This window comes from Candidatus Kuenenia sp. (assembly GCF_027493735.1).
GTDB classification, from domain to species: Bacteria; Planctomycetota; Brocadiia; order Brocadiales; family Brocadiaceae; genus Kuenenia; species Kuenenia stuttgartiensis_A.
Map to the genome: position 1 here is coordinate 50,150 of NZ_JAOSKF010000022.1, position 24,086 is coordinate 74,235.

Here is a 24,086-nt window from a genome sequence, read left to right on the forward strand (position 1 = left end):
AATGACCTTGAGACCTTCAAACCGCAAAGGGAATAAAGGCTAGGATCATTACCGTTTCATCAACTTTCCCTGGCTTTGAGCAGTTTTGATGACAGGATGATTAGCCGTAAAGATTTGTATCCCCGGCACTGTGACAAAGTCGCCATCATCGGTAATGACCTTTAGCACACCTGCCTTTGAAATAGCTTCAAGGATAAACAGATCGTAGCCGTCGAGAGGCTGACTCGAAAGCCTTGAGAGAGCAGCATTAGTAACCTGTTCATCTATTTGAAGGTCAAGCGTTTGAGCCATTGTGTTAACCTGGCTCCAGGCGGTTTGAACTTCTGCTACGACATTGGCCCGTTCTGTTGAATGGTTATGGCGGTATTCTTTACTACCCAAGGCCCCATTAGAGCGGCTGTAAATCTCCCGCTCCGTCCTTTCGATCAGGTGTGCTAATTCTGCCAGAGAAAGTCCGCATCTGTGGAGTTGGCTTTTCGCTGAAATGGTCTTGCTGATGTATGATGGATAGTCGTTTGTTTGATAAGGTTTGGGACGCGTATCCGCCAGATCTGCCCTGGAATAAGTAACCCAGTACCATACATTGGTATCCACAAGAAAGATATCGTCTTGCCCCGGTGTGTCATTGCGAATATCGATTACTTCGGCATGGACTGTATAATTGATTGCCATTATAAAGCCTCGGACTGTTCAAGCAGGACTTCGTCAACGGCCTTACGAACGTTAGGGTTGGAATAATACTCTTTAGAGTTCTCAATAACTCTTTTGAGAACCGCTAAACCTGTAGGGACAATGTTTGTAATTTTGAGGAGGCGGTTAAGGTCGTCAGGTTTAATATCTTTGAGTAGCCGACCAATGGCGGCATTAAAGAACGGTGATGCAAATATTTTCACATCCTTAAAATCAAGGGCAACGATATTGCCGCCTGATAATTCAGGGTGTATCAAGTTGAAAATTTTCTGACCGTCCTCCAGTGTAATGCAGTTTTCACCAACCAGATCAAATACGTTTATCTTCATTTTAAAACCTCCATTGATTAAAAAAGCGGCTCTTCAACAACTTCTGACGCCAAGTGGTAATATGATTCATCACAAATAAAAGTTATATTTATAAGAGTTCCTTCAAAAAATGTAGACCTGTTCAAGAACTCTTCCCGCTTGCTATCTATGTATAGCATAACCCTCATGGCTAAATACCTCAAGTTTTCCCTTATTGATTTTTACGAACTCTTTAAGCAGATCAAGCCCCAGACCTCTATTATTTGGCTTCGTGGTTGTCCCGCGCTGAAATGCCCATTTCAGGCAGCTTGCGGCGTTCAAGGAGTGCGCCCGCGGATCATGTTTGAAAAACATTCTTACATTTGACGGTATCCCAACGCCAAAATCCACAACTGAAAGTTTAAGTTCATGTTTATTCGGGTAATGTTGACCGCAGCTAAAGATACCAATGGGCGACTGGCCATGCTCAAAGGCATTGGCGTAAATCTCCCAGACCCTGCCAACAATGGCATCCTTCAGCATTTCACTCACAGGAACCCATCCTCGCCCCAGCCAATTCGTTTTCAAGTAGTCAACCAGAACAACTTTATCTTGGCAAAAATCCTCACGATACGGGATTGAATTACCAGACCATGGAGCGCCGCCAAATCCTAATGTTGAAAAAAACCCATTCTGTTCCAAGTTTACTTTTATTTTTGGGTGAATCGTATCCAAATCAAATCGAACAATCCCGCCTCTGGCTTGAATTAACCGAGTAAGCCCACCCAGAAAGGCAACGGCATTATGGCGTAAAAACCTACAACGGTTAAATTCAAATGTCACATCCAGATTGTCGTTATTTACCTGATTCCAGAGGTTAAACAAGACATCAAAATCTGCGGTAGTGTAGTCATTGATTGTAGGTATAGAGAGCGTTATCTTCACAACTCCCCTCTAAAGGCCTTTGCCAGTAAGGCTGGAGTAAAGACTGCCAGTTCTGCCTCTGTCTCGGATTGCAATTGTTTAAGTTCTTCCGATTTCCTTTGAAGACCGTTGAGATATTCAACAATACTGCGCTGTTCTGCTTTATCATTAGGGAATCTCATAGAAAGCGGACCAACTCCGTTTTGGTTTTTGTATAGCCCTGTTTCCTGGAAAAACATGATTAATGTAACACTTTAGTTTTTTGGAAAAACAGGGACGAAGCATTTGCCCGTTTGGGCAAGAATGCATTTATGGCAATTTACAGCAAATGCTTCGCCCCTACACTGATTAATAGATACATGCATCCATCGCTTTTCAGACGCAGTGTTTTCACAAATTCTGGTTTTGAGTGTCCAGACACATAGACTTTGAAAAAATAGCCACCCCCTGTAAACGCAATGGTATGGTGCTCCTCTTGTATCCCCTTATTTCCAGCAAGTCAATATTATTTTCCAGTCTCTACAGGTATCATCACACTTATTTCTTTCAGTGTTACAAGCCTGGAAGTATCGGGTATTTCAATTTCAAGAGTGGTAAGCCCTGCTTGTCAAGATGAAGAATTACACCCTCCTTCAAATCTATTGAGTCACCAAGCGTACCATCTCTAAGCTCTATCAGAACAATATCAGCTTCCTTTGAATATTTTATCTTCAGATGTACCACCTCCTTTATAATAACGTTCTCTATAAGGGAAATCCACTGTGAGCAATATTGGTATAGATGATAGGAAATTGCTTTTCCCCATTAGGCGGTCAGATTAGCAAAAACATGGAAATTTGCAAAATTTTTTATTTTATCGGCTTTATTGAATATTTATCTTTCACTTTTTCCCACATCGTCTCGGCAGCCTGCACCGAAGGTTTGCCCGCTTCTAAATGAACGAGTTTGCCGTCACGATCGTAGACCAGGACAACCGTCTTTTTCTTAGGCACTTTCAGGGCCCGGCGGATCTCTCCGCCGTTGTCGATCAGGAGAAGCGGCTCCTTGCCGAACTGGTAATCCTTCTTCATTCCCTTGATGGCCGCGCCCTTAAATAAGCTCGGTTGCATGTCTTCCAGGAAAGCCAATTTGGCTTTGGAACCCGCTTTGGCTTTTAAGAGATACTTATTCCACTTTTCCTGGGCGGATTTATTCTTCAAAATAGGCGCCGTCACCACCAGCACTATGCCATCTTTGGAAATACTCTCGTTCGTAAACGTATTTCCATTCGGGTCATTCAGAGAAAAGGCGGGAAGTGTTTGAGCGAAGAGCGACGCATCTGGGACTCCGAGGGTGTGTATTTTCTCTGTACAGGACACACTCGTCAACACAATGATTAAAGCAATAAATAGAAGCCAGTTTTTCATGAGTTCATCTTTTTCAAAGCACCTGGTGACCCTGTATGATCCGAACGAGGACCACAACCACGGCGATTACCCACAACATACGCTCATCCTTTCCCCCCTCTTATCTGATCCCGCTTACACTTCGCTTGATCATGATTCAGGTTAATAGATATGTGAATGTGCGCCACAGAGATTTCGCTATTACGCAGCTTATAATGTTGTTGTGTTGGCGTAGGTTACAAAGATTGAACAGCAACGCCGCCATTCAGATAGTACGATACATCCTGCCTTCTGATTGCTGACTTCTGTTTTTCTACCTTCGTTGCAGCTCCGTATTTCAAAATAGATGCTTTGTAGACAATGGAGTGCGAGTTTAACACGGACAAACGGGGTTTGTCCGTGCCACCCTTATAAAAAAACTAACATTTTGCGGGCATTTTGAGTATAGCAAAAGAAACTACTCCGGTATTTTTACGCCCTTTTCCTTTGCAACAATAATTGCATCTTCGTATCCGGCGTCGACATGGCGTGCGATTCCTATGCCTGGGTCTGCGGTTAAAACCCTTTCAAGTCTCTTGTCTTTCTCTGCGGTTCCGTCAGCAACGATTACCATTCCCGCATGGAGAGAGTTTCCTATCCCCACGCCGCCGCCATGGTGAAAACTTACCCAGCTTGCGCCATTCACTGCGTTCAGGGCAAAATTCAATAACGGCCAATCGGCAATTGCATCGCTGCCGTCTTTCATGTTTTCCGTTTCCCTGTAAGGAGAAGCAACAGAACCGCAGTCAAGATGGTCTCTTCCGATAACCACAGGCGCTTTCACCACACCCCTTCTTACCATATCATTAATAATGAGTCCCATCTTTGCGCGTTCGCCATATCCCATCCAGCAAATCCTTGCGGGAAGCCCTGCTTGTGGTACCTTTTGCCTTGCAAGGTTTATCCATCGAACGAGAGCCGTATCATCAGGAAAATTTTCAATAATCGCCTGGTCTATCTTATCGATGTCCGCCGTATCCCCCGATAACGCAGCCCAGCGAAACGGGCCTTTCCCCTGGCAAAACAACGGCCTGATAAATGCGGAGACAAAGCCGGGATACCAGTAGTTCCCGTGTGAATCACGCATGGAAACACCGGCAAACTCCGCCTGTGAACGCAGATTGTTGCCGTAGTCAAAGCATATTGCCCCGTTTCTCTGCATCTGTAAAATCGCCTTTACGTGTTCGATAATGGCGTCAAAGACCTTTTCCTTATAGACCCGTTTATTTTTCTCCCGCACGTTATCCAATTCTTTTAAATCGCCCACCGGCACGTAGGACATTAAATCATGCGCCGGGGTTTGATCCGTTACGATATCCGGGGTTATTCCGCGTTTTACCAGTTCCGGATGAATAACAGCGGCATTCCCAACCAGTCCCACTGAAAGGGGTATTTGCCGGGATTTTGCATCAGATATCCACGACAATGCCTCATCAAGGCTCTCTGTGATTTTGTCACAATATCCCTCTCTTACCCTTTTTTCTATACGGTCCTTTCGCACTTCCACACAAAGGACTACCCCGTCATTCATTGTTACCGCAAGGGGCTGTGCGCCGCTCATGCCACCCATACCCGCGGTAAGCACGAATTTCCCCTTTAAAGAATCGGTATTCAGTACTTTTTTCGCCAATGCCGCGAAGGTTTCGTAGGTACCCTGCAAAATTCCCTGAGCGCCAATATAAATCCAGCTTCCTGCCGTCATCTGTCCATACATAGTAAGGCCGAGGGCGTCGTAATTATCAAATATATCCTGGTTTGCCCATCCGGGGACAAGGTTGGCGTTTGCGAGGATGACCCTTGGCGCCCATTCATGCGTTTTTGCCACGTACACCGGCTTCCCCGACTGTACACAGAGCGTTTCGTCTTTTTTTAATGTTTTTAATGCGGCAACAATCCTTTGATATTCCTTCCAGTTCCTTACGGCGCGTCCATTCCCGCCATATACAATAAGTTCTTCCGGCTGAACGGCGATATCAGGGTCAAGATTATTCATCAACATGCGCAACGCCGCCTCGCTATCCCAGTTGTCGCAGTTGAGGGTAGTTCCTGTGGGCGCCTTAATCGGGCCTTCCGGTCTGAATTCATAAAACATCGGTCGGGTCATAAGTATCAATTCCTTAAAAATCTTTAGAGGTAATTTATTTTCACAAATGTGTCCTGTTTTAGGGGATATTACCTAAAAAAGGGGACAAGGGGGTTGTAATTTTGCATGTATTTCGAGTAAGCTGAACTGTTGGAAAAAGAGTTTATATTTATTTGAAGAAAAAAGCAATTTTAAAAATGATGCACACAACTCCTAAACTGGCATGGTTATAATCAAACAAACACGAAACGTGAAATACGAAAGGGGAACCTCGGATTAAAAGAAATCTCCAGTCTCCAATTACTAATGACTAATGACCAAATAAGGTACTGATTGCGTTCTTAAGCCGGAGCTTTTGAACGAGTTTTTTCAATTTTTCAAAAAACTAAATTGTTACAATGAATTTGTAATGTGGGATTCATAATACCTTGCCAAAACTAGCGGTAAAAGATTTTAATCTCAGCCACACACTCTTATGCGGCCAATTGTTCCGGGTGAAAAAAATAGACGATTGGTTCTACGTTGCAGCAAAAAACCGAATATTCAAAATCCGGCAGTTATCAGAGCATGTGGAATATTATGGCGTCGGCAAAAAATTCTTAACGAATTTTTTTGCGCTTGATGAACCGTATGGCGATATACTATCGCAAATAAATAAGGATTCACACATGAACAGTGCGATAGGGAAGTTTTACGGATTGCGTATCGTGCGGCAGGATCCCTGGGAGTGTTTGATATCGTTTATGTGTTCTTCCGCCGCAAACATTCCAAAGATACAGTTAAACCTTGAAAATCTCTCAGAGTATTTTGGCGAGAAAGTGCGGCTGCATGATTTCGAATGGCACACCTTTCCCCGTCCGGGTAAACTGGACGATTACCAGCAGATTTTAATGGCAAAGACAGGATTCCGTGCAGTACATATTAAAAAGGCAAACGATACCATCAACGATGCTTTTTTAACTGCATTAAACAAACTCCCCTATCCGGAGGCTAAAAAAGCCCTGCTGCAGATTCCAGGCGTCGGAAACAAGATTGCAGACTGCGTTCTCTTGTTTTCCCTTGGGTTTTCAGAGGCGTTTCCTATTGATACATGGATAAAAAAAATCCTCCAGCGGCTTTATTTTAAAGATGAAACCGTATCAAATAATGAATTGCACACGTTTGGGGTGCATTATTTTGGGAAATACGCAGGATACGCCCAGCAATTCCTCTATATGCTTGCAAGAGAAAATAAATAACCCGCGTTTTTGTTAACAAACGATGGATGAAGTGCTGCCAAAAATGCGTGGATTTTAAAAAATATTTGCGTTAAGATGAGAGTTTAATTGTTTATTTGATTATTTAAATAAGAGGGAGAATATGTAAAATGGGTGAAAATAAAGTAATTACCAAGGATATGATTATTAATGATGTGATACAAAAATATTCTAAGACAATTGGTATTTTTAAGGATTTTGGCGTAGATTCCTGCTGCGGCGGTGGGTTCAGCATCGAAAAAACAGCGGCAATGAGCGGGGGAGATATGGAAAAACTGCTTGAGAAACTGAATAAGGCGATCGACGAATAACAACGGCAGACAGGTGGCGAGGCTGCATAAGCACTAAGTTAAAATGACTGATTAATTTAAACGAGCAAGGCAAGATGTCCGTGTTTTTCGAGGGCATCCCCGACCTCCGAATGAATAACGAAAGTCGAACAAGGAATTCCGAATCATGAAGTAGGAGTGTATGCAATACGCCACCACACCATGCTGCAAAACATCGCTATTATTGGAGTTTTTCAAAAGACTAAAGTGTTACAAAGTGACATTATCAATGGCTTTAGCCCTCAGGTAAAGTTAACCCAATACGTTCCACTGCCCAGGAAATAAAGGTTAATCAACATGGTCATATGTTAATTTAAATCTCGGGTTTAATAGTGTAATTTAAACCTGACTTTATCCCGCTGCGACCCGATTATATGCTGGCAAATGTAAAAAGCGTTTCTGTTTATGGTATTGAAGGATATCTGGTGGAAGTAGAGATATGTATCGTAAAGGGAGAGATGCCTTCTACGATTATTGTGGGGCTGCCGGATACTGCGGTAAAGGAGAGCCGGGACAGAGTAAAGGCTGCGCTGAATAACAGCGGTTACCGGTTCCCCAGTAATGTCATAATAAACCTTGCGCCTGCGGACAGAAAAAAGGAAGGGCCTGTTTTTGAACTGCCGATTGCGGTAGGGATCCTTGCCGCTACAGGCCAGTTAGAAATATCTGATCTGCACGAATATGCCATTGTGGGTGAATTATCATTAGATGGAAAGGTGCGCCCGGTAAAAGGCTGCCTGCCGATGGCATTGAAATGTCGTGAACTGGGAATAAGGAAGCTAATCCTCCCTTCCGTGAATGCGCCTGAGGCAGCGGTAGTGGAAGGGATCGACATTCTGCCGGTTGAAACGTTTGAGCAAACGGCAGGAATCCTTTCAAAGGCAATCGTCCCTGAAAAATTCCGGATCGATCCCGACAAGATGTTCGGGAATCATACGGGATATGATGTTGATTTTGCAGAGATAAAGGGCCAGGAGCATGCAAAGCGGGCGTTAACCGTCGCGGTGGCGGGCAATCATAATGTACTGCTGGTTGGGCCGCCGGGGGCGGGGAAAACAATGCTTGTGCAGCGTATCCCTACGATCATGCCGCAGCTTACCCTTGAAGAGGCTCTCGAAACCACAAAAATATACAGCGTGCTGGGGCTTCTGGATGCAAAGAAATATTTAATTGCAACAAGGCCGTTCAGGGCGCCCCACCATACCATCAGCACTGCAGGATTGATTGGCGGCGGGTCTGCCCCAAGGGCGGGAGAAATCAGCCTTTCACATAACGGGGTATTATTCATGGACGAACTTCCCGAGTTCGACAGAAAAACGCTGGAAGTGCTTCGCCAGCCGCTGGAGACGGGCGATGTTACAATATCGCGGGCTATGAATTCGGTGACGTACCCTGCCAGTTTTATGCTGGTGTGCGCAATGAACCCTTGCCCGTGCGGATACTATACCGACAGGAAAAAGGAATGCCGCTGCACTTCATATCAGATACAAAAATACTCTTCCAAGGTATCAGGGCCTCTGATGGACAGGATTGATATCCATCTGGAGATACCGGCGGTAAGTTACAGGGAGCTTTTATCGGACGCAGAAGGACATTCCTCTGAATCGTTAAGAGAAAAGACAGTTCGTGCGAGAGAGATACAGAGAGAACGCTTTCATGGACAAAAAATAAAGGTAAATGCACATATGACTTCAAAACAGCTAAAAAAATATTGCGTGCTGGACAAGCAGGCAGAATCGTTGCTGCATCAGGCAATGGTAGCGCTGGGCATCTCCGCCCGCGGACACAGCAAAATACTAAAGGTTGCCCGCACCATTGCTGATCTGGACGGGAGCGATGCAATAAAAGAGGAACATATTTCTGAAGCGACACAGTACAGAAGCCTGGACAGAGGGCTGCAGAAATGAATATCCTTTTGATAGATCCACCGTTTTACCGGTTCTTCCAATATTACAACCGGTATTTCCCCCTGGGTTTGAGCTATCTGGCGTCCATACTGAAAAAAGCAGGGCACAATGTGACGATTTATGACGCTGACTGCAATAAAGACTCCAAAGGAATGGACTATACCAGATTGCCGGAGATGTATGCCGCTTATTTAAAAGAGCTGAGAAATCCGGAAAATCACATCATAAAAGAACTATCGGAAACACTGAAAACCTGCCGGCCGGACATTGTAGGAATTACCGTAATGACCCCAAAAGCGGCATCTGCTTTTACCGTAGCGTCATTGGTGAAAAAATACGATAAAAAATGCCACGTGGTTTTTGGGGGCCCTCACGCAACATTAAAACCTGAGGAAGTATTAACGATCTCCGGAGATGTTGACTTTGTTATCAGCGGGGAAGGCGAAGGCGCTTTTCCGGAACTGGTACACTTGCTGGAGAAAAAAGAAGGGGGATTTGAGAAAATAGCAGGCCTCTCCTATTACAGGGACGGCAGGAAAGCAAGCAGCGGTTCGGGAAAATTTATTGATAATCTGGACACGCTGCCCTTCCCCGACAGGGAATCTTTGTTGGGGGCAGATACCTACACATCTGAGGACATGGGGCTGATAATGGGGAGCAGGGGCTGTCCGTTTAACTGCTCTTATTGCGCCACACAAATCTGGACAAGGAAAGTAAGGTATCGTTCAATACCAAATATCATTGAAGAAATAAAATACGTTAACGAAAGATATGGCACACACCAGTTTACCTTCAAAGACGACTCTTTTACCGTTAGCAAAAAAAGGGTTGCGGAGTTTTGTGATGCATTGTTAAAAGTAGGGCTGAAGGTAAAATGGGACTGCAACACAAGGGCTGACCTGGTAGACCTTCCCCTACTTAAAACGATGAAAAAAGCAGGCTGCAACAGTATTAAGGTAGGCGTTGAGTCCGGCAGTGAAAGAATCCTGAAGATTATGGACAAAGGAGTGTCATTGGAGCAGGTAAAGGAATCCGCAAAACTTTTCCGGAAGGCGGGGATACACTGGACGGCATATTTCATGATGGGTGTGCCTACGGAGACAAAGGAAGATGTAAAAGAGACCGTAAAGCTGCTGTATGAAATCAAACCAAGCTTTGCATCGGTGGGGGTGTATGAACCGTTTCCCGGCACAAAATTGTTCGATATCGGCGTTGAAAGGGGGCTGGTGAAAAGGGATATGGCGTATGAAGAATATTTTCTGCGGATACCCAGCGACTATTATCTAAAGGATGTGAAAAAAAGAAGCGATACGATGGATGAGGAAGAATTCACTGCCCTTGAAAGGGAAGTAAAAGAAACGTTTCATGATTATAACAAAAATATCACCCGCATATATGAAAGGGCAAAGGCAAGAAGCTCGGTCTATGTGCGCAATCCTAAGATTTTTTTGAGCGATATTGAAAAATTTCTCGGGTGGATGAGATAAAGAGATAGAACAATGAAAATTCATTATCCGGTTTCCCGAAGAAAAATAGTACTGGTGTTGGGAGATATCTGCATCGTAAACCTTGCAATATTGTTATCTGCAATCGTTCGTCTGGGCGTTGAGGGCGGGCTAAGTTACGTAAGAGGAAATCCCTTGTCGTTTGCGGTTTACGGCATTGTTCTTATAACAATATTCTCCTTTGCGGATCTATACGATACCCGTAAGGACTATAAATCTATCGGCACTGCCCTCTCTATCATTTTCGCAACTGCAGTAGCCTTTGTTATAACGACGTTTATATTTTACATAAATGGATCATTGAAGATAGGAAGGGGCGTTTTCTTCATCAATGGAGCGCTCATTATTGTCTTTATTACGGGCTGGAGAATGCTCTACAGTTATATAATAGAGCAGCCGCTTTTTAACAGGAGGGCGCTTATTATAGGCGCCGGTTGGGCAGGAAGAACCATTTTAGGGGAGATTCGCAAGGCAAAAAAAGCGGGAATAAAAGTGACGGGGTTTATTGACGATGATCCGGAAAAGTTAAACACGCAAATATGCGGAGCGCCCGTCCTGGGAGACCGGTCTGTTATAAACAAGGCCATCCGGCAGCAGAATATCGACACTGTTATCTCTGCCATAACTCATGAAAAACATGCAGATCTGATTAAAACGTTGATCCATTGCTCATGGAACGGCGTGGACGTAATCGATATGCCTACAATATACGAACAACTAACCGGCAAGATACCGTTTAAACATATTAATGACATGTGGATGCTGCATGTAGTTATAAGCAAGCCAAAATTATACGGCAAATTTATTAAACCTGTTTTAGAGACCATTATTTCCCTACTATTATTCATCATATTAATGCCTGTAATGGCGATAACTGCCGTTTTGATTAAAATTACGTCGAGGGGAGGTATTTTTTATACGCAGGAACGGATGGGAAAAGACGCCGGGAGGTTTACCATTATTAAATTCCGGACGATGGTAGCCGATGCAGAATCACAGACAGGGGCTGTTTATGCAGCGGACAATGATCACAGGATTACGAAGGTGGGAAGGCTTCTGAGAAAATGGAGGCTGGACGAGGTTCCGCAATTATTGAATGTGATTAAGGGCGATATGAGTCTGGTTGGCCCGCGTCCGGAGAGGGAAATATTCATAAAAGAATTTGAAAAGAATATACCGTTTTATTCCCAGCGGCTTGCCGTGAAACCAGGATTAAGCGGATGGGCACAGGTGAAATATCCCTATGCATCTACCATTGAACAAACAGAAGAAAAACTACAATACGATTTGTACTACATAAAAAATATGTCCTTCCTGCTGGACACTGTCGTATTATTAAAAACGGTGAGGGTGATGCTGTTTGGGAAGGGTAAATAAAAAAAACAGGAAATACTAAAGGGGAACCACAGATTTCACATATTGCACAGATTAAGAAAAACCAGAATATTGTAACACTTTAGTTTTTAATGGTAACCTTACCTTACGAAAGGATGTTTTTCATCAAAGAGCGCCTTTCGTTATAGGAAACCCTTTCCCGGGTAATAAGTTCCCGTATTTGGTGGGGGTTTTTAATGCCTTTAAGCGTATACGTAATGGTATTTGTGAAAATTTTGAGAGTGCCGACCCGGAGGCGTTTTTGAATAGCACCCTGGTGTATGAGTATTTTGTTAATGTCGTTATAGTCTATTTTCTTAAGACGGGTCGAAAAAGGCCCTTCTATAAGGAATAACCCGTTTTGGGCAATATAATATTTTGAAATGCAAATGGTGAGCACTCCATAACAAAAAAGAATACTGCCAAATGATAACAGACAAAGTCCAAAGGGAGAGTGGATTCCGTGCCACCGGAGGCTTAAAAAAAAAGAAAGCACGGAGATAAAAAACAGCAGCCAATACTGTTCTATACGTGGTTTTAGTATTGTTTGCGGCGTATTTTTTGCAAAAACAGGCAGTGAATTCGGAGCGTTTAGTTCATCCATTTTTTTTAAATGAGAGTATCTGTTCCGGAATTAACGGCAAAAAACAGCATGTCATTAAAAATATTTATACGGGTTCTCTTTACCAATGAGTCACATTTTATGTATAGGAATTTCAATATTTTTAGTTAAGCAATGAATAAAAATAAATGTCGTTGGATTTTTTTCTTTTAAAAACCCAACCTGATTTAATAGTACGTAGCTAATTCATTGCGGTCGCATAAGAGGAGTAAATTATAAGTAAGGGCTTCTTGCAAGTCAAGGCAATACAAATGGCATTATCTCAACCTTAACCGTAATCTTAAATTTTTACTATTTAAAATATCTGAGAATATTATGAAAAAAGCTTTAATAACCGGAATTACCGGACAAGACGGCTCCTATCTTGCAGAATTTCTCCTTTCCATGGGCTATGAAACTCACGGCCTTATTCGCAGATCCAGTACCTTTAACACCGGCAGGATTGATCACCTCTACCGGGACCCCCATGACCCCGATGCACGGCTTTTTTTGCATTACGGAGACCTTTCCGATTCGGGACAAATAACAAACCTCATCTATAATATTCAGCCTGATGAAGTATATCACCTGGCAGCGCAAAGCCATGTACGCGTTAGCTTTGATATGCCTGAATCCACTGGGGATATTAGTGGCCTGGGCACAACAAGGTTGTTAGAGGCAGTAAGGAGAAGCGGCATTAAAACCAAAGTGTATCAGGCAAGTAGTAGCGAGATGTTCGGAGATGCCCTTCCTCCTCAAAATGAGGAAACACATTTCAGGCCAAGAAGCCCCTATGCTGCAGCCAAAGTCTATGCCTACTGGATGACAGTTAACTATCGGGAGGGGTACAATATGTTTGCCTGTAATGGAATCCTCTTTAATCACGAATCACCCAGAAGAGGCGAGACTTTTGTAACAAGAAAGATAACGAGGGCGGTGGCAAACATCGTTGCCGGAAAGCAAAAGAAATTGTATTTGGGTAATTTGGCGGCCAGAAGGGACTGGGGTTTTGCCCCGGAATATGTAGTGTGCCAATGGTTAATACTTCAACAGGAAAGACCGGATGATTATGCGATAGGAACCGGCGAAAGCCATTCGGTAAGAGAATTTGTCGAAATTGCCTTCAAACTTGTTGGGGTTGATTTGGAATGGAAGGGAAAAGGCGCCGAAGAAAAAGGCGTCGTTCGCTCCTTAACCTCCGCCTTATCCTCAACCTCCGCACTTAAAACCGGCGACGTCCTTGTTGAAATCGATCCCAGATACTTCAGGCCTACAGAAGTAGACTTTTTATGTGCCGACATAACGAAGGCACAAAAAAAATTAAACTGGGCGCCGAGGGTTACATTTCACGAGCTTGTCCAAATTATGGTTGACTCTGATATGGAATTGGCCGGTTTAAAATCATCGGGCGACGGCGTCAGGATTCTGAGACAGAAGGGGATTGGCTGGATAGGGGAAATACCATAGGACTGAAGGGCAGAAAGCATATAGCCATGGGTGAAACCCAATAAGCGCTATAGAAATTCCTAAGCTGGTATAGCCAGAACCAAACAAGCGAGAAATTAAAAATACGAAACCCGAAGTACGAAACAAATTTGAAGAACAATGCATAAAATTCAAAACAAATCCAAAACATACAACAAGTATGAAGCACGAAACGCGAGATACAAAAGAAGCGCTTGTTTAGAATTTCAAATCATTTTGTCATTAGAATTTGTTTCGGATTTCGTGTTTCTTATTTCGTATTTCACCTTTAAATATTTTGCCAAGAAGTCTGGGGCCGGCCTGGCAACCTGAACTCTACAGTAGCCCCCTTTCAAAATTCCCCATCACGGAATTATTGACCTTACTCATGGTTTGAATTTTTGAAAATATATCCTGCACCATTTCAGGTGTATAATCCTTATAACATAAGTCAACCCTGAAGTCCCTTTGACCGCCATCAATCAGTTTCGGAATGTACTGAATAAGGGAAAATGGCTTTTGTCCAATCACTACTGTCCTGCAATCCTCATTTATGGCTGTAAAGCGGTCGCCATATTCATTTTCCAGTGTCATTTGACTGAAACCGCACCAATTCTTTCCAGGACACTCCCTTTTCATGTTTGCCCAAATGCAGGTCTCTGAGGTAAAGAGCGGGGTATCCTGATAAATAATCAACTCAGCATGGGGAGAAAACAGCTTTTCCAGATTCTCTTTGTCATCTTCCGGAGAGAGCGTATATCTGCAGAATCCCAACTCGCGCAGTTTAATCGCAGAAAGCGGATTCAGACAATAGAAAGGGTAATCGGCATACAATTGTACCTCTGCGTCTTCAAATAACTCAATTGCACCGGGGTTGGAGATATGGAATTGCCGAAACCCCTGTGAGAGCAACTCCTGTACGGCCTTCTTACAATACCCGTAGGTCATGCATCCTATCCCTGTATCCCTCATGATGGCGGGTAATGAGAAAACGATCTTGTCTCTTCCATTTGATGGAGAGATATTTTCATTATTTTCTCCGCAAGTGTATAACAACGCACTTAATCCCCTTTTGTTAAAGGATGTTTGATTATGGCTTTGCAGTGCCAGGAGATCCCCAATCGTTTCCTCGGTAAGGACTATATATATCTTGTGAACCGTTTCCAGTGGGATGTGGTTTAAATAGTCCGGTTTATCTACCTTCAGAGATAGCCTTATTCCTCCGGCAGAAACATCCCTATGTACTGGATGAGTAAATTCAATCCACTCCCCCTTAACCCACTTCTTTATGCTTTCACACCTGCGATCCCTGTCCTTGTGCCATTCTTCATAAAATATCCGGAAATACTCCCTTCGGATTTCATTTAACACGCTGAGCGGAACAAATAATTCATCGGAAATTTCTGTATGAATATCTTTCAGCTCAAAGGACGTCTCGCCCAGGCGGGAAAAGCACTCTTTTACCTGTTCTCTTTCTGTTGTCCTGTGAATGCTCTTTTCCAGTTTCACCGAAAAATTCATGGGAAACGAGAAATACCTTGCCGTGCCCTTTATGTCTATGCCGTCAGGCATTATTTTGATTTCCAAATCCACGGGCATCCTGGAAGCCTCTGATTTTTTCGGTACTTTTGGCGCAAAATATTCTTTGATCTTTTGCGAAGAGAGCAAGTACAACCTTGCCCCTACCCCAGGTTGATATTGCCGTTCTGTGTCGATCATGGCAATATCACCTGCCTTTATACCAAACACCCTCTTCCCATTGACCCTGATATTCCTTACGGGTAACAAGGCGGGTTCCTTTGCGCCATTCTCAAAAAACTGTAATAAATCCCTTACACCGATTTCAGCATCTGCCCGAACGGTAATGCAGCCCTTTCCCTGTTTTGTTACCTCACCCGCATAAGCGCCTATATTTGCAGGATAGAATGGATTGATCGCGTCTGAGGCCTTGACTTGTTTATTATTGGAGAATCGTTCTATATCCTGTACGAATTTTGGGGATTTTACAACTGCCCCGCCTTGCGAAGGATGAGACAAGAAAGGGGCATTTTCCGGGCGTGGCGCATATTTGTTATTGCTGTTTTTTTTACCTTGTTGATACGTTTCTTCAAACAGGTATGAGTAAGTTGTTTCCCGGCTAAATACGGTATTCATGAGATGAATGGCGTTGTCCATATCTTCAAGCGTGCCATCAATTGCCTGGCGATAGACATGTGTCGCTGCGGCAACGTATTCAGCCGATTTCATACGGCCTTCAATCTTAAAGGAGTGAATCCCTGCCGCCATTAACCTGTTTACATGGGTTAAAGTACGGAGGTCTTTCATAGAAAACAGATATCCGCCTTCACCCTGCGGTGATTTATAATACATCCTGCATGGCTGTGCGCAGCGGCCCCGGTTCCCGCTACGTCCGCCCATTACACTGCTAAAGAAACATAACCCTGAATAGGAATAACACAATGCCCCGTGGACAAATACCTCAATCTCCATGTTGGAATTTAGTGCAATATTTTTAATCTCATCCACCGACAACTCTCTGGACAAGACGACTCGTTTAAACCCCATCCTTTCCATCTGTTTTACCCCGGCAAGATTATGAATAGTCATTTGCGTACTGGCGTGAAGGGTAAATTGAGGGAATTGAGATTGTATCAGGAAAAGAAGCCCCAAATCCTGAATAATCAAAGCATCTGGCCGTAATTCATCAAGTGCGATGAGATATTCCACGACCTTTTCCAATTCGTCGGTTTTAATCAGGGTATTAATGGCGACGTAGACCCTGACGGACATTTTGCGGGCATAGGCAATGGCCTTGCGGACGTCGTCGATGGAAAAATTACACGCACTTGCACGTGCGCTGAAATCTTTTAAGCCAACATAAATAGCGTCAGCGCCATTTTCAACGGCGACAAAAAAACATTCCATATCGCCGGCGGGAGAGAGCAATTCCGGTTTTTTTTTGTTGGGAGTAAACGTTTGGCATCTCCATACGACAATATACGTAATAAAGTAGGTTTTCGAAAATTCTCAATAAACAGAAAGCCTTGCAACGTTGTAAAGTTCAGGCATGAAGGTACATTGGAGACTCTGTATCAGTCGACAAATTTCAAATTGCAGATTGAGGACTCAGGATTGCAGACTGTCTTCTTGTTTGTTTTCTGGCTGTACCATATCCCCTTGCGGTGAGGCATTCTGTTGTTTCAATTTATTCAATACAATTTCAGCCGGTGTTAAGTACTTTTTCTTATTGTTACATTCCTTACAACACGGGACGATATTCCCCTTTGTGCTTCTACCACCCCTTGAAAGCGGTACTACATGGTCCATAGTAAGCTTATCGGGGGAGAATGTTTTCTGGCAATAATGACATATTCCCCGCGATATTTTGTTTAACCACCATTGCGTTTTTCGCATCTCCTGCGCCTTCAATTTTTCCCTGGCTATATGTTTTGGATCTTTCTCGATATGAATCCAGTCAGACATGTTCAATCTCTTTTTTTAAAGGTATTATGTTCATGCGATAATAAATTATTGTTCTTATTATTATAGGTTTTTTTGGCTTACAAGGAAAGAGGGAACAAAAAACACATTGATCATCAAATTAAATGACCTGCCCGCAGATAAAAATGCTTGAAGAATCATTGAATCCCCTGTTACAATTCGGACACCACATTTGCCTGAAGGGCGACATCCTTCTTTTCGCTTTTTGAAAAATCTCAATAAAATAAACATATAGCGTAACCATGCGCCCATTAGATTCATTATTTACCAAAGATTAAAATACCATGAAAGGCATAATCCTCGCCGGAGGCTCCGGCACACGGCTTTATCCCATTACAAGGGTGGTAAGCAAACAGCTTTTACCCGTTTTCGATAAACCGTTGATTTATTATCCCTTGTCGGCATTATTGCTGGCGGGAATAAGGGAAATACTCATCATCTCTACCCCAAGAGATCTGCCGCAATTTAAAGAATTGCTCGGCGACGGTTCATCATTAAACATTTCGATTTGTTATGCAGAGCAACCCGCCCCGGAAGGTTTGGCGCAAGCCTTCATTATCGGGAAACCCTTTATCGGCAAGGACTCTGTCGCCCTTATCCTGGGGGACAACATTTTCTATGGTCACGGGCTTCGTGAAATATTTAAAAACGCCACCCAAATCAAAAAAGGGGGATTAATCTTCGGGTATCACGTTCATGACCCTGAACGATACGGCGTTGTAGAATTCGACCAGAACGGAAAAGTCATCAGTATCGAAGAAAAACCCAAAAAACCTAAATCAAAATACGCTATCCCCGGCATATACTTCTACGACAACGATGTAATCAAGATTGCTGAAAATCTTAAACCTTCCGCCAGGGGAGAACTGGAGATCACGGATGTGAATGTAACCTATTTAAAAAGAGGCGATCTTTGTGTAGAACTTTTAGGGAGGGGGTTCGCATGGCTTGACACCGGAACGCATGAATCACTCCAGCAGGCGTCCAGCTATGTCCAGGCAATACAGGAACGACAGGGAATAAAAATCGCCTGTATCGAAGAACTCGCATACCGGTTGGGATACATTGACCGGGCGCAATTAAAAGCGCTTGCCCTTGATATGTTAAAAAATGATTATGGACGTTATATCATGGCAGTCATTGAAGAAGAGGAGATAAAAGAATATGCCCTGTGAATTTGCAAAGACCGCCTTGCCGGAGGTTGTGCTCATCAAGCCGCAGGTTTTCAGAGACGATAGAGGGTTTTTCCTGGAAACCTTTCACAAAAATAAATACGCGGAAGTGGGAATTTCTGGCAATTTTGTACAGGATAATCACTCTTACTCTAAAAAAAATACGCTAAGAGGCCTGCACTACCAACTCTTGCATCCGCAGGGAAAACTTGTCTATGTTATCTCCGGAGAAATTTTTGACGTCGCGGTGGACATCCGGAGGGGATCTCCCTCTTTTGGAAAATGGACAGGCGTCCATTTATCCGCTGAAAACAAATACCAATTGTATATCCCCGAAGGATTCGCACATGGTTTTCTGGTCCTGAGCGAAACGGCAGACGTATTATACAAGTGTACGGAAATTTACACGCCCGACGATGATTATGGTATCCTCTGGTCGGACCCAGCGATAAACATAACGTGGCAATCCTCTTCGCCAATCCTCTCAAAAAAAGACCAGGAATACCAAACATTAAAGAACATACCGGAAACGCTTTTGCCGTTATACAAAAAATAAGATGCCATCGGAGGCTTCAGCTTTCTCGATAAAAAAAGATTGAAACCACAGATTGCATAAATTTCACAGAGTATTTTTATGGTACACGGCAATAGGAGGAATTTAACGGTGAAATGTTTCCATGATGATACAACAACCATATTTTAATGCTATTAACCCTATAAAACTTACGCTCTCGTTCATAAGTAGCGTTTTTTAAAGAGGTGGATTAACCTATGATTCTCTTACAATCTCTCTTATTTTGTGCCGGCATTGCCGCTCTTTATTTTGGCGCCGAATGGCTTGTCAAAGGGGCGTCGCGATTCGCGTATTTTCTTAATATTAAACCTATTATCATCGGTCTTACCATTATTGCCTTTGGCACATCTGCTCCTGAACTCGTTACAGGAATTATTTCCGGGATAAGAAATTTAAATGACATCGCAATAGGGAACGTCATTGGAAGCAATATCGCCAACGTTGGACTGGTACTTGGGGTAACCGCAATAATCCTTCCACTGAAAGTGGAAATGAACCTCCTCCGCAGGGAAATCCCAATTATTATAGGCATTTCAGGCCTTTTGTATCTGATGTGCAGAAACGGCATTCTTAGCCGTTGGGAAGGCGGCCTGCTGGTGGTGGGGATTGTAGTCTATACCTGCTATATTTCCCGGAGTGCCAAAAAAGAATCAAAGGTAATCGAGGAGGAATTTGCAGATTTTATTAGCAAAAAAAACACACTTTCTCTCGATATTTTGTTCATGTTTATCGGCCTTACAACGCTTATCGGGGGCGCACACCTGCTGGTGAATTCTGCAATTTATCTGGCGCGCAACTTTGGCATAAGCGAACTCGTTGTTGGTCTTTCCGTTGTTGCGGTAGGTACTTCTCTTCCGGAATTGGCAATATCAACCGTTGCTGCTTTTCGGAAAGAATCGGATATCTGCGTAGGCAACGTGCTGGGAAGCAATATTTATAATATTCTCGCGGTGCTTGGAATCACCGCTATTATACACCCGCTGCAGATTAATACCTCTTCTTTGCAATTTGATATGCCGGTTATGATCGTCTTCAGCCTTCTGCTTATTCCCATGATTATGAGAAAGTTTATACTTACCAGGTGGGAAGGTGTTTTTTTACTGGTTGGATATATTTTTTATATGATAGCTATTTACAAAAAATGTATCTTTTAAATCCCTAAGCTGGCAAACATTCGGGAGTACTCAATCTGCCATTTGCCGATTGCCGACTACCGACAGAAGAAAGGTACTACTGTTCACCTGTAATTGTCATTTCTTCTAAAGGTAGTGGCGAAGCACTTCCAGGCTTACCCCTGCAACCCTTTCCGGTTTTATTTGGGTCATGCATCTGTGGTCTTTCGGACAAACCTTTAATTGACATGCAAGGCAATCCACCTCCGCACGTATCACCTCTCCTGTTTCTTCAGGAGAACATGTGTATCGCGGGTCATTTGGCCCCATTAGCGTAATAACGGGTTTTTTAAAAGCCACTGCTATGTGCCTTGGCCCGGAATCAACGGAAATCAACAAATCACATCGTTGAATAATTGATTTTAAAATTTCCAGGTCAAGCGCTCTGTCTGCTAAATTTATTATCTTTGATTTTGCTTTCTCTTTGATATCTTCGCCTAATTTCACCTCATGAGGGGCGCACACAACAGCAATATTGCTTCTAATTTTTGACTGGATAATATCAGCCGTTCTGGCAAATCCTTCTGCCGTCCAGCATTTTGAAGACCCATAGGCCGCACCTGGATTTAAGAGAATAAGTGGTCTTCCATTGTTAAAGCCATATTCCTCAAACATTTCCGCAGTACATTTCTGCCCCCGTTCGGTTACAAACAACTCCAGCTTCTTTGAGCGTACAGCGCATCCGATTTCAGAACATAACCGTAAGTAATACTCTGTCATATATGTCGGCAAAAACCTTCCATTTTCCATTAACCGGTTGACCCCATCGGTTAACAGAAAACCGCGGGCATCTCTTTTATAACCAATACGGCGCTTTACACCCGCCAGCCGGAATAGTAACGCAGAACTGAATGAATTGGGGAATAAAAACCCCAGGTCATACCGATTCCTTCGTATTTGCATAACGAGAGAAACATATCCCATGTATTTTACCTGTGAGTTATGCGAATCAGTCTCCACTATTTCATCGAACCACGGAGTGTTATCGATTAATCTCCTGACGTATGGTTTTAAGAGAATGGTTATTTTTGCGCGGGGAAAGTTTTCACGAATACACCTAAACGCGGGAGTGGCCATAACCACGTCGCCAACCCAGTTTGGAGATCTGATAATTATTTTGTTTACCGCATCGGCGATAGTTTCATTTCTCTTTCGTATCATAATTTCTGCTCACTGCCCAAAAAGTATTGAAAAGCACGCGTTCTTTTTTCTGTTGACATGTCCCTTTAATGCGATATTAATATGTGCAGGGTATTTCCTGCCAATTTACCAATAACAAATATGTTTAAACAAAAAACCAGCCACCCGGTGGGGGGATGTCCGATTCTTAAATTAGGTTGGGTTTTTAAAAGACAAAGATCCAATGACATTAATTTTTACCCACCACTTAATACCCTCCCAAGAAGGGAATTTAATGCAGAGACGCACGGCCGTGCGTCTCTGCTAATCAATGCCTTACGGTTATGCATCTTGAAAAACGAGCATAAAAAACAAGAAGTTGATGGATAGTAGTACGAAGAAAGATTTGCAAAAAGAAGTTTTTACAGGGCAATATATATGACATGCACAATCCGTAGTTGCCCTTTTTTAAAGAATTATACATTTTTTGTCACACTTTTATAGGGATAAAATCTCCAAACACGCCTATGCCTCTTTATGAAATTATTTCCATTATTGGTTTCATCGTGGGAACGATTCTTCACATCGTTTTATCCGTACTCATTGGGCAGCGAAGACACAAGAAGAGAAGTGAATTTATTTTTCAGTTTCTTGTTATTAGTGTCGCAATGTGGCATTTAGGGAATACCGTTTATCTCTTTAGTTCTATTTTGTTCGACAAAAATCTCTTCCCGGTAAATTTCATTGCTGACGCAATTTCGTATGCCGGCATTGGGCTTATGCCCAGCTTATTGCTTCATACCGCCATTTCATTTTTATATGAAAACGGTTTTACGATAAGAAGGTCCTTGCAGAAGCTTATTTTAATTGCAATATATTTTCCCGTTCTCCCCTTTTCATTCGTTATAAAAAAATTCATCCGCCTGGAAGAATCTTATTTGGTCGCCCATAGCCAGCTTGTAAAGCCGTTTATCGTCTGGCTGATAGTAGCATTGCTTATTTCTGCGTACATCTCCAAATGGCTGGCAAAAAATGCAGAAGAAAAAGAGGAACAAAAATTCCTTATGGCTATTTTCTGGGTATTGATAACCATAGCGGTTTTCATTGGATTTACCGTAATCCTCGAAGGCAGGAAAATAGCTTATATCGGCGACTATCTGGTGCTTGTCTCCATGTTATCTTCCATTTTTCCCAGCATCGTCTTTTCCTATTACGTTTATCGCTATAATTATATGGAATTTGTTTTAAGAAGGAGTATTTTTTACTCTTTCCTCACCTTTGTCATCATCTGTCTCTACTATTTCGGAATAAAGCAATTTAGCAAGTTTATGGAAATAAAGTATGCAATACATTCCAAAACACTGGAGGCGGTCTTTGTAATAAACCTTGTTTTCTGGTTTCCAACAATTAAAGAAAAGTCTCAAAAACTTTTCAGGAAGATACTCTTTTTTCGAAGCTCGGATACGGAGTATCTTTTAAACGAATTAAATCATGTCATAAGCACAGACCCTCTTGTCAACATCACGGCACTCCTTGAAAATGTTGTCTTTTCTATTAAAAAAGCGACCTCGATTAAAACAATAAACCTCGTTCTCATTAAAAAGAACAGGATTCAAATCATCGGAGACAAAAAAAATGACGTTATTGCACTTGCAAATTTGCATAATATTATACAATTTTATTCATCGGGAGAGCTTGTGGAATTAAACCGATATGAAGTAAAGGACGCTGCCGTCATTAGTGAAATGCGGTTATTGGAGGCTATTTTTATCTTTCCTGTCTTTGTAAAAAGAAGGCTGAAAGGGATATTGTGTATGGGCAGGGCAAAACGCGGTATGCCGATCGCCTCTGATAATTTAGATCAATTAATGATTATTGCAAACGAGATTGGTTCCGCGCTTGAAAAATCAAAGATCATCGAAGAAAAACTTTTTCTTGAGAGAAAAATGCTAGAAAACGAAAAATTATCCAGTCTCGGACGCCTCTCTACAAGCGTTGCCCATGAAGTAAAAAATCCCCTTAGTTCCATAAAGGCTATCGTCCAGGCAATGTGCGAAGATTTAGAAAAGGAGCATCCTTTACAAAAAGACCTTGATATCATTGTCGGTGAAATCGACCGGCTGAACAAAGTGGTAAACCAATTGCTTCTCTATGCAAAGCCCAGTGGGAACATGCAGGAACATGTGAAAATAAAAGAGGTTATTGATTCAACACTGGTAGTGCTAAACCATGAGGCGAGGCAAAACAATATTGCGATATTATGTAATATTTCTGAAGCACTTCCACTTATATATGCTGATAAAGCCGCATTAAAGGAGGTATTTTTCAATCTTATCCATAATGCCATTCAGGCAACCCCTCCCAATGGAAAAATCTCCATCGATGCAGACCTCATTCCAACAAAGCATTTTATTCAGATAAAAGTCACGGATACCGGGCACGGCATACCGCAGGATTCTCTGCAAAAGATATTTGATCCATTTTTTACTACGAAACAGACGGGAACCGGCTTAGGGCTTTCCGTTGTTAAAAAGAAATTAGAGGACATGCACGCCACCATTCATGTTGAAAGCAATGGGGACGGAACAACCTTTGTTATAGACGTCCCATTCGAGCAAATGCAACCCCAAGCTGGCATAGGCGAAGACAAATAAACAAGAAAGGCGAAATACGAAACAAGAACCACAGATTACACAGCACTTCG

20 protein-coding genes are annotated in these 24,086 nt (G+C 42.8%); 10 read left to right on the forward strand and 10 right to left on the reverse strand.

What is annotated here, in order from left to right; translation table 11 throughout:
* Positions 1–48: 48 nt before the first annotated feature.
* The 6 genes from M5U24_RS15250 to hutU all read right to left on the reverse strand — a co-directional run bounded on the left by M5U24_RS15250 (position 49) and on the right by hutU (position 5,429).
* Positions 49–672 carry a hypothetical protein gene (locus M5U24_RS15250; RefSeq protein ID WP_099324637.1) on the reverse strand — a complete coding sequence of 208 codons (624 nt, stop codon included), beginning with the start codon at positions 670–672 and terminating at the stop codon, positions 49–51.
* Positions 672–1,019 (reverse strand): STAS-like domain-containing protein, encoded by a 348-nt coding sequence (locus tag M5U24_RS15255; RefSeq protein ID WP_099324638.1) that lies wholly within the window; start codon positions 1,017–1,019, stop codon positions 672–674. The genes M5U24_RS15250 and M5U24_RS15255 overlap by 1 nt, the downstream gene beginning before the upstream one ends.
* A gap of 141 nt (positions 1,020–1,160) precedes the next feature.
* Positions 1,161–1,922 (reverse strand): ATP-binding protein, encoded by a 762-nt coding sequence (locus tag M5U24_RS15260; protein ID WP_197705369.1) that lies wholly within the window; start codon positions 1,920–1,922, stop codon positions 1,161–1,163.
* On the reverse strand, positions 1,919–2,083 hold the full coding sequence (locus M5U24_RS15265) for a hypothetical protein (protein ID WP_157820430.1): 165 nt from the start codon (positions 2,081–2,083) through the stop codon (positions 1,919–1,921). The genes M5U24_RS15260 and M5U24_RS15265 overlap by 4 nt, the downstream gene beginning before the upstream one ends.
* Before the next feature lie 666 nt (positions 2,084–2,749).
* Positions 2,750–3,307, reverse strand: a complete 558-nt coding sequence (locus M5U24_RS15270; protein ID WP_099324640.1) for a hypothetical protein — start codon at positions 3,305–3,307, stop codon at positions 2,750–2,752.
* A 436-nt stretch (positions 3,308–3,743) separates the two neighbouring features.
* On the reverse strand, positions 3,744–5,429 hold the full coding sequence (gene hutU / locus M5U24_RS15275) for a urocanate hydratase (RefSeq protein WP_230408050.1): 1,686 nt from the start codon (positions 5,427–5,429) through the stop codon (positions 3,744–3,746).
* A 407-nt stretch (positions 5,430–5,836) separates the two neighbouring features.
* Between hutU and M5U24_RS15280 the strand changes: the two genes are divergently transcribed.
* The 5 genes from M5U24_RS15280 to M5U24_RS15300 all read left to right on the forward strand — a co-directional run bounded on the left by M5U24_RS15280 (position 5,837) and on the right by M5U24_RS15300 (position 11,782).
* On the forward strand, positions 5,837–6,646 hold the full coding sequence (locus M5U24_RS15280) for a DNA glycosylase (RefSeq protein ID WP_157820431.1): 810 nt from the start codon (positions 5,837–5,839) through the stop codon (positions 6,644–6,646).
* 128 nt (positions 6,647–6,774) lie between these two features.
* Positions 6,775–6,975 (forward strand): DUF542 domain-containing protein, encoded by a 201-nt coding sequence (locus M5U24_RS15285; protein ID WP_099324643.1) that lies wholly within the window; start codon positions 6,775–6,777, stop codon positions 6,973–6,975.
* Positions 6,976–7,367: 392 nt separating this feature from the next.
* Positions 7,368–8,900 carry a YifB family Mg chelatase-like AAA ATPase gene (locus M5U24_RS15290; protein WP_099324644.1) on the forward strand — a complete coding sequence of 511 codons (1,533 nt, stop codon included), beginning with the start codon at positions 7,368–7,370 and terminating at the stop codon, positions 8,898–8,900.
* On the forward strand, positions 8,897–10,387 hold the full coding sequence (locus M5U24_RS15295; protein ID WP_099324645.1) for a radical SAM protein: 1,491 nt from the start codon (positions 8,897–8,899) through the stop codon (positions 10,385–10,387). The genes M5U24_RS15290 and M5U24_RS15295 overlap by 4 nt, the downstream gene beginning before the upstream one ends.
* A gap of 12 nt (positions 10,388–10,399) precedes the next feature.
* Positions 10,400–11,782: a sugar transferase gene (locus M5U24_RS15300; protein WP_099324646.1), complete on the forward strand. Its 1,383-nt coding sequence runs from the start codon at positions 10,400–10,402 to the stop codon at positions 11,780–11,782.
* 103 nt (positions 11,783–11,885) lie between these two features.
* Here M5U24_RS15300 and M5U24_RS15305 read toward each other — a convergent pair whose 3' ends face one another.
* Positions 11,886–12,383: a PH domain-containing protein gene (locus tag M5U24_RS15305; protein ID WP_099324647.1), complete on the reverse strand. Its 498-nt coding sequence runs from the start codon at positions 12,381–12,383 to the stop codon at positions 11,886–11,888.
* A 333-nt stretch (positions 12,384–12,716) separates the two neighbouring features.
* Here M5U24_RS15305 and gmd point away from each other — a divergent pair, with 333 nt between their 5' ends.
* On the forward strand, positions 12,717–13,847 hold the full coding sequence (gene gmd, locus M5U24_RS15310) for a GDP-mannose 4,6-dehydratase (RefSeq protein WP_099324648.1): 1,131 nt from the start codon (positions 12,717–12,719) through the stop codon (positions 13,845–13,847).
* Positions 13,848–14,180: 333 nt separating this feature from the next.
* Here gmd and M5U24_RS15315 read toward each other — a convergent pair whose 3' ends face one another.
* Together M5U24_RS15315 and M5U24_RS15320 are read right to left on the reverse strand one after the other, a co-directional pair.
* The gene (locus M5U24_RS15315) at positions 14,181–16,769 is read right to left on the reverse strand and encodes a U32 family peptidase (protein WP_157820432.1); all 2,589 of its coding nucleotides are present in this window, start codon (positions 16,767–16,769) and stop codon (positions 14,181–14,183) included.
* 201 nt (positions 16,770–16,970) lie between these two features.
* The gene (locus tag M5U24_RS15320; protein ID WP_099324651.1) at positions 16,971–17,327 is read right to left on the reverse strand and encodes an HNH endonuclease; all 357 of its coding nucleotides are present in this window, start codon (positions 17,325–17,327) and stop codon (positions 16,971–16,973) included.
* A gap of 302 nt (positions 17,328–17,629) precedes the next feature.
* On the opposite strand from M5U24_RS15320, the gene rfbA reads away from it, so the two are divergent.
* From rfbA to M5U24_RS15335, 3 genes are all read left to right on the forward strand, one after another.
* Entirely contained in the window at positions 17,630–18,520 is an 891-nt protein-coding gene (gene rfbA, locus M5U24_RS15325) for a glucose-1-phosphate thymidylyltransferase RfbA (RefSeq protein ID WP_099324653.1), read from the forward strand.
* A complete protein-coding gene (gene rfbC / locus M5U24_RS15330; RefSeq protein WP_099324654.1) occupies positions 18,510–19,073 on the forward strand; it encodes a dTDP-4-dehydrorhamnose 3,5-epimerase in 564 nt (187 codons plus the stop codon). The genes rfbA and rfbC overlap by 11 nt, the downstream gene beginning before the upstream one ends.
* 215 nt (positions 19,074–19,288) lie before the next feature.
* Entirely contained in the window at positions 19,289–20,245 is a 957-nt protein-coding gene (locus M5U24_RS15335; protein WP_099324655.1) for a calcium/sodium antiporter, read from the forward strand.
* A 105-nt stretch (positions 20,246–20,350) separates the two neighbouring features.
* Here the strand turns inward: M5U24_RS15335 and waaF are convergent, their stop codons facing one another.
* Entirely contained in the window at positions 20,351–21,424 is a 1,074-nt protein-coding gene (gene waaF, locus M5U24_RS15340) for a lipopolysaccharide heptosyltransferase II (RefSeq protein ID WP_099324656.1), read from the reverse strand.
* 485 nt (positions 21,425–21,909) lie between these two features.
* Between waaF and M5U24_RS15345 the strand changes: the two genes are divergently transcribed.
* Positions 21,910–24,036 carry an ATP-binding protein gene (locus M5U24_RS15345; protein ID WP_157820433.1) on the forward strand — a complete coding sequence of 709 codons (2,127 nt, stop codon included), beginning with the start codon at positions 21,910–21,912 and terminating at the stop codon, positions 24,034–24,036.
* Positions 24,037–24,086: the final 50 nt, after the last annotated feature.